We start from the raw sequence: 12,538 nt of genomic DNA, 5'->3' as shown, positions 1-12,538 counted from the left end.
TCTTGACGTTAAGTCAACAGAGGGCGCGGTCCTTTGTGTAATGAAATTAGTGGCTTGCTGGTGAACTACTCTATGCCGACTTCTGCGCCTTCCAAATTGAGGCTCAGCTTGTCGCCTGACGTCTCGTCCTCATCGTCCAGTTCCTTCATCTCGATCTCCTGCTCGTCACCGCTAAGGATTTTGACATCCATACCCAGCGACTGCAGTTCCTTGATCAATACCTTGAACGATTCCGGAACACCCGGTTCTGGAACATTTTCACCTTTGACGATGGACTCGTACGTTTTCACACGGCCAACCACGTCATCGGATTTCACGGTCAAAATTTCTTGCAATGTATACGCCGCGCCGTAAGCCTCAAGCGCCCACACTTCCATTTCCCCGAAACGCTGTCCGCCGAACTGAGCTTTACCACCCAGTGGCTGCTGTGTAACGAGTGAGTAAGGACCTGTAGAACGGGCATGAATCTTATCGTCAACCATGTGCGCAAGCTTGATCATGTGCATAACGCCGACAGTAACTTCACGCTCGAAGCGCTCGCCTGTACGTCCGTCATACAGCACAGTCTTACCGTTACGCTGCATACCGGCTTCTTCCATCGTATCGAACACGTCATACTCACGGGCTCCGTCGAATACCGGAGTAGCCACGTGGATACCCAGACGCAGTGCCGCCATACCAATATGGACTTCCAGCACCTGTCCGATGTTCATACGTGAAGGTACGCCCAGCGGGTTCAGGACAACCTGTACCGGTGTACCGTCCGGAAGGAACGGCATATCTTCTTCTGGCAGGATACGGGCAACGACACCCTTGTTACCATGACGTCCGGCCATCTTGTCACCTTCAGAAATCTTACGCTTCTGAGCGATGTAGACACGAACCAATTGATTCACACCTGGAGGCAGCTCATCGCCGTTCTCACGGGTAAACACCTTAACGTCAACGATAATACCATCACTACCATGCGGAACGCGCAAGGAGGTATCACGGACTTCACGAGCCTTCTCACCGAAGATTGCGTGCAGCAGGCGTTCTTCAGCAGTCAGTTCAGTTACGCCCTTCGGAGTAACTTTACCTACCAGAATGTCGCCGGCATTGATTTCCGCACCGATACGAATGATTCCGCGCTCATCCAAATTGCGGAGCGCCTCTTCACCAACGTTTGGAATATCACGCGTGATCTCTTCAGGTCCTAGCTTGGTGTCACGGGCTTCGGATTCATATTCCTCGATATGGATCGAAGTGTATACATCTTCCTTAACTAGCTTCTCACTAAGCAGGATCGCATCCTCGTAGTTGTAACCTTCCCAAGTCATGAACGCAACGACTACGTTACGACCAAGAGCAAGTTCGCCCATTTCTGTGGAAGGTCCGTCTGCCAGGATATCACCCTTCTTAACAATATCGCCACGTTTAGCCAGCGGACGCTGATTAATGCAAGTCCCTTGGTTCGAACGCATAAATTTGTGTAATTTATATTTAACGATATCGCCTTTAACTTCCTTGCCTTCAACTGCCTCTACACGGCGCAGCCAGATTTCATTGGCAGAGGAGCGTTCAATAATACCGTCATATTTGGAAACAATACATACGCCAGAATCCTTGGCGGATTTATGTTCCATCCCTGTGCCGACAAGCGGAGCTTTCGGAATCAGAAGCGGAACGGCCTGCCGCTGCATGTTCGATCCCATCAGTGCGCGGTTGGAGTCATCGTTCTCAAGGAACGGAATGAGCGCCGTAGCGACCGACACAACCTGCTTAGGTGAAACGTCCATGTAGTCAACACGGTTACTAGGCATAGTAGTAATGTTATCTGAATCCTTGTTGTAACGAACGATAACCATGTCTTCCTTAAATGTACCATTCTCATCAATCAGTACATTCGCCTGAGCAACTACATAGTTATCTTCTTCATCAGCAGTCAGATAATCGATTTGTTCTGTAACCTTACCAGTCTTTGGATCCACCCAACGATACGGAGCTTCGATAAAGCCGTATTCATTGATGCGTGCAAAGGTAGACAAGGAGTTGATCAGACCGATATTCGGACCTTCCGGTGTTTCGATAGGACACATACGGCCGTAGTGACTGTGATGTACGTCGCGGACTTCAAAGCCTGCGCGTTCACGGGTCAGACCGCCGGGTCCAAGTGCCGACAGACGGCGCTTGTGTGTAAGTTCAGCAAGCGGGTTCGTCTGATCCATAAACTGGGACAGCTGCGAACTACCGAAGAACTCTTTGATCGACGCGATAACCGGACGGATGTTGATCAGTGCCTGCGGTGTAATCGCATTAGCGTCCTGAATTGACATTCTCTCCCGCACCACGCGCTCCATACGGGACAGACCGATACGGAACTGATTCTGCAGCAATTCACCTACAGAACGCAGACGGCGGTTACCCAAGTGGTCGATATCATCTGTATTACCGATACCGTGCAGCAAATTAATAAAGTAGCTGATTGAGGATATAATATCAGCCTGGGTAATATGCTTGACCGACTTGTCAATGTTGCCATTGGCGATCAGCTTGATAATCCGGCCTTCTTCAATTGGCGAGAATACGTCAATAGTCTGCAGCGGAATATCTTCACTGTCCATAACCCCGCCGGTAACACGGTAGTTCTTGCCAGCTACATTCTTCTCGAAATAAGGAATCAGCTCGTCAAGCAGGCGGCGGTCAACCATCTGGCCGGATTCTGCCAGGATTTCTCCTGTAGATTCATCAACCAAAGGCTGCGCCAGACGCTGATTGAACAGACGATTCTTAATATGCAGTTTTTTGTTGATTTTGTAACGGCCTACATTGGCCAAATCATAACGTTTCGGATCAAAGAAACGTGCGACCAATAGGCTCTTGGCATTGTCAAGTGTCGGTGGTTCACCCGGACGCAGACGCTCGTAAATTTCAATAAGCGCCTTCTCCGTAGAGTCCGTGTTGTCTTTATCCAGCGTATTGCGAATATATTCATCATTACCAAGCAGTTCCAGAATTTCAGCATCACTGCCGAAGCCTAGAGCACGCAGAAGCACGGTTACCGGGATCTTACGGGTCCGGTCGATACGGACATACATGATGTCCTTAGCGTCGGTCTCCAGTTCCAGCCAAGCTCCGCGATTCGGAATTACTGTGGCGGTGTAGGTTTTTTTGCCGTTCTTATCCACTTTCGTGCTGAAATAGACGCTTGGAGAGCGAACCAACTGGCTGACAATAACCCGTTCCGCACCATTGATAATAAAAGTGCCGGTTTCCGTCATCAGCGGGAAATCTCCCATGAACACTTCCTGCTCTTTGACCTCACCGGTCTCCTTATTGATGAGACGCACCTTTACACGCAGAGGAGCCGCATATGTTACGTCCCGCTCTTTAGCGTCGTCAACCGTATACTTCGGTTCACCCAGGCTGTAATCAATGAACTCTAGTACCAAATTTCCTGTGAAATCCTGGATCGGCGAGATGTCCTGGAACATTTCCCGCAATCCTTCCTCCAAAAACCAGTCATAAGATTTTTGTTGGATCTCGATCAGGTTCGGGACCTCGAGTACCTCGTTAATTCTCGCATAGCTCCGCCGAGTGCGTCGACCATACTGAACAAGATGTCCTGCCAACTTTACTCACCCCTCATGTCTACTCACTTAAAAATTGATTGCGAACCCTTGTTTGGACCCGTATAATGGAACCATAACACAAGGATCCAGCCATAAATACAGAAAAGCCCCTTATCGAAATCTTTCGAAAAAAGAGCGCATCTATCCACGGCCAAAATACTCCTTATCCAGTAGATTTGCCCAAAACGTGTGTATTATACGTCACCAAGCAACAGTTTATGCGCTATTATCTATTGTCCCGGCGACCTTCGCCGTGACAGGAACATAGAGAACGGAATTCGCAAAAACCTGCCGTACGGCATGCGCTTACCGGGCGACAATATATCACTTGACATTTCAGCAAACTAAAGACATGGAGCCTAGCTTAATACTGACATTTTATAATAATAACACTATCAACATTGCATGTCAATAAGTATTATTTATTTTTTACTTCTTCGCTCTGATAATGCGATATCCCTTATCTTTCCCCACTTCTTCTACATCCGAGAATAAGCTTTCCAGCTTGGCGGAGGCCGATGGTGCGCCCTGCTTCTTCTGGATGACTATCCATAGACTTCCACCCTCATTCAAATGCGCATGCGCCTGCTCAAAAATCTCATGAACCACAGCCTTGCCTGCACGAATCGGCGGGTTGGTAAGAACCACATCGAATGTACGCCCCTTCACCGCAGACAGTACATCACTTTCCATAACCGTAACATTGTGGATTCCGTTATGCTGCGCATTCTCGCGGGCAAGCTCTACCGCACGGCTGTTGATATCAATCATCGTCACATGTCCCTTGGGAGTGAGGAGTGCTGCACTAATCCCTATAGGTCCGTAACCACAGCCAACATCCAGCACCTCCGCCCCATCCGAAATTTTCATAGCTTCGATCAGAACTCGGCTACCATGATCGATATCCCCTTTGGAAAAAACACCGGCGTCGCTTGTAAAACGGAGGCTTTTGCCTCTCAGTACCGTATCGATGCTGCGTCTGTCATGACGTGCTTCCGGCTGCTGCGAGTAATAATGCTGCGACATACAATCCTCCCTTTCACATGGCTCTAATATACAAAGCATCTCTTATAGAGCAACCCCCTTGAACAAGTTCAAGGGGGTTGCAAGAACCGGAATGAATCACTTCATATCCGGGGCAGTACCTACTTAAATCAAATTATTTCACTTCTACAGAAGCGCCTGCTTCTTCCAATTTTGCTTTGGTAGCTTCTGCTTCTTCTTTGCTTACTTTTTCTTTGATTGCTTTTGGAGCGTTGTCTACAACGTCTTTAGCTTCTTTCAAGCCAAGACCTGTGATTTCGCGAACGATTTTGATAACGTTGATTTTGGAAGCGCCAGCGCCTGTCAAAATTACGTCGAATTCGGATTGCTCTTCTTCAACAGCTGCTACTGCGCCGCCAGCTGCTACTGGAGCTGCTGCAGTTACGCCGAATTCTTCTTCGATTGCTTTAACCAGGTCGTTCAGTTCCAATACGCTCATGCCTTTAATTTCTTCCAAAATTGTTTCTTTGCTCATGATTGAACCTCCATTATATTTGAATTGGTTTGTGGTAATGATTATGAAGCTAGAAGCAAAGGCTTACGCGCTTTGTTCTTCTTTCTCAGCAACAGCTTTAACTGCAAGCGCGAAGTTGCGCATTGGAGCTTGAAGCACGCTAAGCAGCATGGACAGCAAACCATCGCGGGATGGAAGCTCAGCCAGTGCTTTCAGTTGGTCAGCGTCGATAACGCGACCTTCTACAACGCCGCCTTTAAGTTTCAGAGCGTCGTTCTTCTTAGCGAAGTCGTTCAAAATTTTGGCTGCTACTACCGCATCAGTTTCACTGAAAGCGATCGCTGTAGGACCAGTCAGGACAGCGTCCAGATCAGTCAACTCAGCCGCTGCAGTTGCACGGCGAAGCAATGTGTTCTTCAGGACTTGAAAATCAACGCCAGCTTCACGAAGCTGCTTACGCAGTTCAGTCACTTGCGAAACGTTCAATCCGCGGTAGTCCGCAACAACAGTAGAGATACTGTTCTGCAGTTTGCCAGTTACAACATCAACCGCATCCTGTTTAGCTTGGATTACTTTTGCATTTGCCAATTGTATACACCTCCTGAAAATTTATGTGACGGCGATTCTTCCGGAGAATCCGCGCCGTTCCTACGCAGGCATTAGAAAAGCCTCCGCAGATTCACGAAGGCTTGATAAAACGGAAAGCAGTCAGGCGAGCCTGTTACTTTTTGTTTCTATCACAACACCTCGGTAGGAAATTAAGCCCTACGGCACCTACTGTCTACGGTAAGCATATTCAAATTCAAGATTGATCACCTTAATGTTCACAACTGTTATAGATTATCAAAGATGACTCAAAGAGTCAACCCTTAATTATCTGAAAGCAGCTGCGTTCACGCGAGCGCTAGGTCCCATAGTGGACGAAATAGCGATGCCTTTAAGGTATACACCTTTAGCAGCAGCCGGTTTCGCACGGTTCAGAGCGTCGATGAGGGATTTAAGGTTCTCGTTCAGTTGTTCAGCGTTGAAAGACACTTTGCCGATTGGCGCGTGAATTTGACCCGCTTTGTCAAGACGATATTCGATTTTACCGGCTTTGATTTCTTGAACAGCCTTGGTAACGTCGAAAGTAACTGTACCTGCTTTAGGGTTAGGCATGAGGCCTTTACCACCGAGCAGACGACCCAGTTTACCGACTTCACTCATCATATCAGGTGTAGCTACGCAGACATCGAATTCAAACCAGCCCTGTTGAATTTTGTTGATCATATCAGCATCACCAACAAAATCGGCGCCAGCAGCTTCCGCTTCTTTCGCTTTTTCACCTTTTGCAAATACAAGCACGCGTTGAGTTTTGCCTGTGCCGTGAGGCAGGACAACAACACCACGAACAGCTTGGTCTTGTTTACGCGGGTCTACACCCAGACGAACTGCTGCTTCAACGGTTTCGTCGAATTTAGCAGTTGCTGCCTTTTTCACAAGCTCTACAGCTTCTGAAGGCTCGTAAGTTGCTTCGCTGTTGATCAGCTTAGCAGATTCTTGGTATTTCTTACCATGTTTAGCCATGAAAATGTTCCTCCTTTGTGGTGTTAGCGGAAATTCCTCCCACATATTGCGGTCATGAATGACCGGTTCATCGAATACATATTAGTCTTCGATTGTGATACCCATACTGCGGGCAGTACCTTCAACCATACGCATTGCAGCTTCGATAGATGCAGCGTTCAGATCGGGCATTTTTGTTTCAGCAATTTCACGAACCGCTGCGCGGCCGAGTTTTGCTACTTTCTTCTTGTTTGGTTCACCGGATCCTTTTTCTACTTTTGCAGCGATGCGAAGCAGAACAGCAGCCGGAGGAGTTTTAGTGATGAAGGTAAAGGAACGGTCTTCAAATACTGTAATTTCAACCGGGATGATCAGGCCAGCCTGGTCGGCAGTACGAGCGTTGAATTCCTTACAGAATGCCATGATGTTGACACCTGCTTGACCTAACGCCGGACCTACTGGAGGCGCTGGATTCGCTTTCCCTGCAGGAATCTGCAGTTTCACCATTTTAATAACTTTTTTAGCCATGAGTGACACCTCCTTGCGTAAATAGTGGTATTCGAATGCTAAACAGCATTCTCCCACAAGAAACCCTTGCGCTTGTTATATCTTCTCCACTTGAGTGAAATCCAACTCGAGCGGGGTTTCCCGTCCAAACATGTTGACATGTACCTTGATCTTGCTCTTGTCTGCCAAAATCTCTTCCACGGAGCCCACAAAATTCGCAAACGGACCGACCATAATACGTACGGATTCCTTAATTTCGAAATCAATCTTCGCTTTAGGTTCAACCATGCCCATATGCTTCAGAATTTGTTCAACCTCTTCAGGGAGCAGAGCGGTAGGCTTGGACCCCGAACCAGTTGAACCGACAAATCCGGTAACGCCCGGCGTATTGCGGACTACATACCAGGAATCATCAGTCTGTACCATTTCGACCAAAACGTAACCGGGGTAAACTTTACGCATGACAGTTTTTTTCTTGCCATCCTTGTTTACCAATTCTTCTTCCATAGGAACAAGAACGCGGAATATTTTGTCTTCCATGCCCATGGACTCAACGCGTTTTTCCAAATTGGCCTTGACCTTATTCTCATACCCGGAATAGGTATGAACGACATACCATCTTTTTTCCATATCAAGCCACCTGGGACCTCTCTAAATAATCGCTTCAATCACAGCGGAAATACCGATGTCCAGAACCCAGAAGTAAAGAGCGATAACTACAATTGTACCGAGAACGATCAATGTATAGTTTTTCAGTTCCTTACGGCTAGGCCAGCGAACCTTTTTGAGTTCACTCCAGCTCTCAGTGAAAAAGGAAAACAAAGACTTGAAACTACGTTTCACGCCGACTACACCTCCAAAGACTATCTGGTTTCGCGATGAGGAGTTTGCTCGTTACAAAACTTGCAAAATTTCTTCATCTCCAAGCGGTCGGGGTGATTTCGCTTGTTTTTGGTTGTTGCATAGTTTCTTTGTTTGCAACTTGTACAAGCCAAAGTGATAATTACCCGCATGATATGCACCTCCCGAAGACGTACTTCTAACCGTTAAATTAGAAGACGCAAATATTGATTCAAAAAAAAAGCCGCGAATTTAGGCCTACCTAAAACACTTTAGCATAATATCATCGCCCGTGTCAACGAAAGAATTCCCCCATCGCATTGGGTATTTCCAGGTGGTGTAGCCTGGTGCCGTACATAATCTCTGGTCTTGGCATTCCTTTGCCACTCGCTGTCTTCACTACCATTATGGATCATTCCGCCGTGGTATAAACCTGCAGCCTACTGTTGTCTAACAAAACACATTTCCATCACGATGAAATCTTGCAGGACACTAAAAAAAGACTCGAGTCCCGAGCCTTTCTAGTTCATTATATCATTAATTGTCACGCACTTCCAGATATCTTTCCAACTTACGCTTCACTCGCTGCAGAGCATTGTCAATAGACTTCACATGCCGCTTCAAGTCCTCAGCAATTTCCTGATAGGACCGTCCATCCAGATAGAGCATTAGAACCTTGCGTTCCAGATCACTAAGGATCTCCGCCATCTTATCTTCCAGTCCGATGAACTCCTCCTGGTTGATAATCAGTTCTTCAGGATCAAGCACCTGCGTTCCGCAAATCACATCCATCAGCGTCCGGTCGGAATCCTCATCATAGATGGGTTTGTCGAGCGAGACGTATGAGTTCAGCGGAATATGCTTCTGGCGGGTCGCTGTCTTAATGGCAGTTATAATCTGACGGGTGATGCACAGCTCGGCAAACGCCTTGAACGAGGAAAGCTTGTCCCCCTTGAAGTCACGAATTGCCTTATATAAGCCAATCATGCCTTCCTGTACAATATCTTCACGATCTGCCCCGATCAAAAAATAGGAACGAGCCTTGGCACGTACGAAATTACGGTACTTGTTGATTAAATGTTCCAATGCGCCACTGTCGCCACCACGGAAGATCTCGACAATTTCTTCATCACTTATGAAATCATACTCGGATAGCATTAATTCCTTGAGGTCGACACTCACCAAGAATCCCCCCGGCTGCAACGCAAGACACATCGTTACTTCGCGAAATATAGGATCAGTATATATTATGTTACCTTACAACGTCAACCGAAGATTGTCCAAAAACAATCTTCTATAACATATTATGGCATTTCTTAATCACTGTCTGCGCCAGTCTTCGAGACGTTTCCGCGTTTCCGGAGGCAGCTTGTCTTCCAGGGAGTGACGGGTGCTGCTTACACTTCCCGGTTCAATAGCCTTTTTAACCTGTTTCTGATTCTCTTCAATCTCCAGTCTCAGTTCTCTTGCCGAGATCCGGAGCGCCCCTTGCGCAAAAACAACATGCTGCTCCACAAAATCGCTGGTCGCCACAGAAATCTGTCTGCGGCGGTGAGTGAATTCTCCCACCAGCCGCTCAATGCACTCATCTGCCGTTTCCTTTTCCTTAGTGAAGAATACCTGGACTTTCCCCTGTACAAACGACCGTCCAAGTCCCGGCACACGGTATGCATCGAATACGGCTATGACGCGCAGCCCGGAGAATGCCTGATAATCGGCCAGCATATCGAGCAGCCGGTCGCGGGCCCCCTGCATGCCGGTCTGCGACAGCGCCGCAAGCTCCGGCCAGCCGCCGATCATGTTGTATCCGTCCACGAGCAGTATATCGCGCCAGTCTGCCATAGTTATCCCTGTTCTTGCCGGCGGCGGAGCACCTCGTACATAATTACACCGGCTGCTACGGAAGCATTAAGAGAGTTGATTCTTCCCGCCATCGGCAGCTTCAGGAGCACGTCACATTTCTCACGGATCAGGCGGCCCATTCCTTTATTCTCATTGCCGATAACCACCGCTACCGGTCCGGTAAAAATATCAGATCCGAAGAGATTCTGATCCGTATCCACATCGGTTCCAACCACCCACACCCCAAGTTCCTTCAGGCGGTCTATCGTCTGGCCCAGATTGGTTACGCGTGCAACAGGCACATATTCCACTGCACCGGCAGAGGTTTTGGATACTGTTGCTGTAATCTGCGCAGAACGCCGTTTCGGTACAATGACACCATGCACACCAGTGCAGTCGGCAGTGCGCAAGATAGATCCCAGGTTATGAGGGTCTTCAATTTCATCCAGCAAAAGAAGAAAAGGCGGTTCCCCTTTGGCTTCAGCCGCCGCAAGAATATCAGCAACCTCGGTGTAGGCAAACGGTGCCGCCTGTGCTACCACCCCTTGATGCTGAACTCCCGGTGCGAGCTGATCCAGCTTCCGCTTATCTACATGCTGAATTACAATTCCTGCTTTGCGGGCTTCAGCGACGATAGGTGCCGTTAAGTGCTTTTGTGCAGTTTCGGCGATCCATATTTTATTCAGTGTCCGGCCGGCACGAAGCGCTTCAAGGACTGAATGCTTGCCCGCCAGTATTTCCTCTTCCGTTCTCAATTCTTCCATGTTCATGTCTCCTGTTCTAAGTACCCATATATAACTATAAACTCCGCTGCCTGTTTAAACTCATTTGGTCCGATTCAACATGTATTCGATGCTGCTGTGAACAAGCTCCTGGATTCTCGCCTGCTGTCCTGTATAATATAAATGCCCGATCAGGCATTCAAAAGCAGTCGCGTGGCGGTATTCCAGCACATCTGCGTTTTTGGGAATCGTGCCGGACTTGGCATTGCGCCCTCGTCTTACCACGTCCTTCTCTTCCTCCGTGAGCACCGGCTCAAGGTAGGCAAGAATCGTGCTCTGGGCTTTGGCCGAGACCAGTCCCGTTGCCGAGCGGTGCAGATGATTCGGACGCAGATTGGGCAGCGAAATCAGATACTGCCGCACAGCCACTTCATAAATGGCATCTCCTGCATACGCCAGAACAATCGGCGAGAGCAAACGGGCCGGCTTGGACGGTTCGTACGGAAACCATGCGCTGTTCAGATCAAACTGCCCGCTCATTTACGCCGCCACCGCATTCCCTGTGGAGTGTCTTCCAGCAGAATGCCCAGAGTATTCAGCTCATCGCGGATTTCATCGGACCGGCTCCAGTTCTTATTCTTGCGCGCTTCTGTGCGTTCAGCAATGAGGCGCTCAACCTCTTCACTGGCGACCTCTTCTTCAGCCTCCGGAGTAAGGCGCAGTACCGAATTCATCTCGGCAAAAGCCTTCAGCAGTGCTGCAAAGTCTGCGGAATGCGCGTCATTATCAGCAAGCGTCAAATTAGCCAGGCTTACCCAGTCAAACAGAGCGGTAATCGCATCCGGCGTATTGAAATCATCCTGCATTCTGGCGTGGAAATTGCCAACAATAGCTGCCAGGCGTTCAACGATCTGTGAGCTTGCCGCTCCCTCTGCCCCGTCCGTATCCAGTTCAAGCCGATGCTTCACATTACCTGCTGCCGTAGTGATGCGCTCCACGCTTTTCTCAGCAGAGAGCAGTGCTTCCTCCGAGAAGTTCAGCTGATTGCGGTAATGGCTTGAAAGCATGAAATAACGGATAGTCCCCGCTTTGAAACGTGCACGAATATCCTTCACAAGCAGACCATTTCCAAGTGATTTCGACATTTTCTCCTCACCAATGTTCAAAAATGCGTTGTGCATCCAATACTTCGACAGCGGCTCACCCGTCAGCACTTCTGTTTGCGCGCATTCGCACTCATGGTGCGGGAACTTCAAATCCTCTCCGCCGCCATGGATGTCGATCGTTGTGCCCAAATATTCGCGGACCATTGCCGAGCACTCGATATGCCAGCCCGGACGCCCCTCTCCCCATGGACTGGACCAGTGTACCTCACCCGGCTTGGCTGCCTTCCAGAGCACAAAATCCTCCTGGTTCTCCTTGCGCGAATCCACCTCAACACGGATACCAAAGCGCAGTTCCTCCAGATTCTGGCCTGACAGCTTGCCATAATTGGCAAACTTGCCGGTCCGGTAGTACACATCTCCGCCGTTCTCGTAAGCAAATCCTTTCTCTTCAAGCTCCTTAATGAACTCAATGATCTTGTCCATGCTCTCTGTAACGCGCGGATTCATTGTTGCCGGCTTTACACCAAGTCCGGCCAGGTCTTCCTGATAGGCGGAGATGAACATTTCCGCGACCTCAGCTACAGTAATGTTCATCTCTTCCGCTTTGCGGATCATTTTATCATCCACATCGGTAAAGTTCGTCAGATAGCGGACTTCATTGCCGAGGGCTTCCAGGTAGTTGCGGACCATGTCAAAAACGATAACCGGTCTAGCATTCCCGATATGCATATAGCCGTAAACGGTTGGACCGCATACATACATTTTCACTTTGCCAGGTTCCTGCGGTACGAATTCTTCCTTGCTCCGTGTCATTGTGTTATAAATCTGTACAGCCATTCTGTTCCCAATCCTTTCTGTTCCCCCTGG

Annotated in this window: 14 protein-coding genes and 1 other annotated feature; all 14 genes read right to left on the bottom strand. The window is 48.6% G+C overall.

Going from position 1 to position 12,538, the window contains the following annotated elements:
* Window positions 1-65: 65 nt before the first annotated feature.
* Window positions 66-3,611 carry a DNA-directed RNA polymerase subunit beta gene (gene rpoB / locus MKZ24_RS07895; protein WP_042239995.1) on the bottom strand — a complete coding sequence of 1,182 codons (3,546 nt, stop codon included), beginning with the start codon at window positions 3,609-3,611 and terminating at the stop codon, window positions 66-68.
* A 429-nt stretch (window positions 3,612-4,040) separates the two neighbouring features.
* The gene (locus MKZ24_RS07890; protein WP_340781925.1) at window positions 4,041-4,637 is read right to left on the bottom strand and encodes a class I SAM-dependent methyltransferase; all 597 of its coding nucleotides are present in this window, start codon (window positions 4,635-4,637) and stop codon (window positions 4,041-4,043) included.
* Window positions 4,638-4,770: 133 nt separating this feature from the next.
* Entirely contained in the window at window positions 4,771-5,130 is a 360-nt protein-coding gene (rplL, locus tag MKZ24_RS07885) for a 50S ribosomal protein L7/L12 (protein ID WP_039298590.1), read from the bottom strand.
* A 63-nt stretch (window positions 5,131-5,193) separates the two neighbouring features.
* Entirely contained in the window at window positions 5,194-5,697 is a 504-nt protein-coding gene (gene rplJ / locus MKZ24_RS07880) for a 50S ribosomal protein L10 (RefSeq protein WP_042240002.1), read from the bottom strand.
* 64 nt (window positions 5,698-5,761) lie between these two features.
* Window positions 5,762-5,914 (bottom strand) — a sequence feature (ribosomal protein L10 leader region).
* Between the two features lie 68 nt (window positions 5,915-5,982).
* The gene (gene rplA, locus MKZ24_RS07875; RefSeq protein WP_039298583.1) at window positions 5,983-6,675 is read right to left on the bottom strand and encodes a 50S ribosomal protein L1; all 693 of its coding nucleotides are present in this window, start codon (window positions 6,673-6,675) and stop codon (window positions 5,983-5,985) included.
* Window positions 6,676-6,756: 81 nt separating this feature from the next.
* Complete coding sequence (rplK, locus tag MKZ24_RS07870) at window positions 6,757-7,182, bottom strand: 50S ribosomal protein L11 (RefSeq protein ID WP_020427083.1); 426 nt, start codon at window positions 7,180-7,182, stop codon at window positions 6,757-6,759.
* Window positions 7,183-7,257: 75 nt separating this feature from the next.
* Window positions 7,258-7,791 (bottom strand): transcription termination/antitermination protein NusG, encoded by a 534-nt coding sequence (gene nusG, locus MKZ24_RS07865; protein WP_020427084.1) that lies wholly within the window; start codon window positions 7,789-7,791, stop codon window positions 7,258-7,260.
* A 21-nt stretch (window positions 7,792-7,812) separates the two neighbouring features.
* Entirely contained in the window at window positions 7,813-8,004 is a 192-nt protein-coding gene (gene secE / locus MKZ24_RS07860; RefSeq protein ID WP_020427085.1) for a preprotein translocase subunit SecE, read from the bottom strand.
* A gap of 20 nt (window positions 8,005-8,024) precedes the next feature.
* Window positions 8,025-8,174 (bottom strand): 50S ribosomal protein L33, encoded by a 150-nt coding sequence (gene rpmG, locus MKZ24_RS07855; protein WP_074086515.1) that lies wholly within the window; start codon window positions 8,172-8,174, stop codon window positions 8,025-8,027.
* A gap of 364 nt (window positions 8,175-8,538) precedes the next feature.
* Window positions 8,539-9,183, bottom strand: a complete 645-nt coding sequence (sigH, locus tag MKZ24_RS07850; RefSeq protein WP_020427086.1) for an RNA polymerase sporulation sigma factor SigH — start codon at window positions 9,181-9,183, stop codon at window positions 8,539-8,541.
* A gap of 138 nt (window positions 9,184-9,321) precedes the next feature.
* Window positions 9,322-9,843, bottom strand: a complete 522-nt coding sequence (locus tag MKZ24_RS07845; protein WP_042240004.1) for an NYN domain-containing protein — start codon at window positions 9,841-9,843, stop codon at window positions 9,322-9,324.
* Window positions 9,844-9,845: 2 nt separating this feature from the next.
* Entirely contained in the window at window positions 9,846-10,607 is a 762-nt protein-coding gene (gene rlmB, locus MKZ24_RS07840) for a 23S rRNA (guanosine(2251)-2'-O)-methyltransferase RlmB (RefSeq protein WP_042140140.1), read from the bottom strand.
* Between the two features lie 60 nt (window positions 10,608-10,667).
* Complete coding sequence (locus MKZ24_RS07835; RefSeq protein WP_039298565.1) at window positions 10,668-11,105, bottom strand: Mini-ribonuclease 3; 438 nt, start codon at window positions 11,103-11,105, stop codon at window positions 10,668-10,670.
* Window positions 11,102-12,508, bottom strand: a complete 1,407-nt coding sequence (gene cysS, locus MKZ24_RS07830; RefSeq protein ID WP_340781924.1) for a cysteine--tRNA ligase — start codon at window positions 12,506-12,508, stop codon at window positions 11,102-11,104. Before cysS ends, MKZ24_RS07835 begins: the two co-directional genes overlap by 4 nt.
* Window positions 12,509-12,538: the final 30 nt, after the last annotated feature.

Origin of the sequence: Paenibacillus sp. FSL R7-0297 (assembly GCF_038009025.1) — a bacterium.
In the GTDB taxonomy this organism is placed as follows: domain Bacteria; phylum Bacillota; class Bacilli; order Paenibacillales; family Paenibacillaceae; genus Paenibacillus_AQ.
This window is presented reverse-complemented; position numbering and strand designations above follow the sequence as displayed.

What these genes read in the sequence shown, in the direction of transcription:
- MKZ24_RS07890 (WP_340781925.1), bottom strand. Translation starts at nt 4,637, where the DNA reads ATGTCGCAGCATTATTACTCGCAGCAGCCGGAAGCACGTCATGACAGA.
- rplL (WP_039298590.1), bottom strand. Translation starts at nt 5,130, where the DNA reads ATGAGCAAAGAAACAATTTTGGAAGAAATTAAAGGCATGAGCGTATTG.
- rplA (WP_039298583.1), bottom strand. Translation starts at nt 6,675, where the DNA reads ATGGCTAAACATGGTAAGAAATACCAAGAATCTGCTAAGCTGATCAAC.
- rplK (WP_020427083.1), bottom strand. Translation starts at nt 7,182, where the DNA reads ATGGCTAAAAAAGTTATTAAAATGGTGAAACTGCAGATTCCTGCAGGG.
- nusG (WP_020427084.1), bottom strand. Translation starts at nt 7,791, where the DNA reads ATGGAAAAAAGATGGTATGTCGTTCATACCTATTCCGGGTATGAGAAT.
- rpmG (WP_074086515.1), bottom strand. Translation starts at nt 8,174, where the DNA reads ATGCGGGTAATTATCACTTTGGCTTGTACAAGTTGCAAACAAAGAAAC.
- MKZ24_RS07845 (WP_042240004.1), bottom strand. Translation starts at nt 9,843, where the DNA reads ATGGCAGACTGGCGCGATATACTGCTCGTGGACGGATACAACATGATC.
- rlmB (WP_042140140.1), bottom strand. Translation starts at nt 10,607, where the DNA reads ATGGAAGAATTGAGAACGGAAGAGGAAATACTGGCGGGCAAGCATTCA.
- MKZ24_RS07835 (WP_039298565.1), bottom strand. Translation starts at nt 11,105, where the DNA reads ATGAGCGGGCAGTTTGATCTGAACAGCGCATGGTTTCCGTACGAACCG.
- cysS (WP_340781924.1), bottom strand. Translation starts at nt 12,508, where the DNA reads ATGGCTGTACAGATTTATAACACAATGACACGGAGCAAGGAAGAATTC.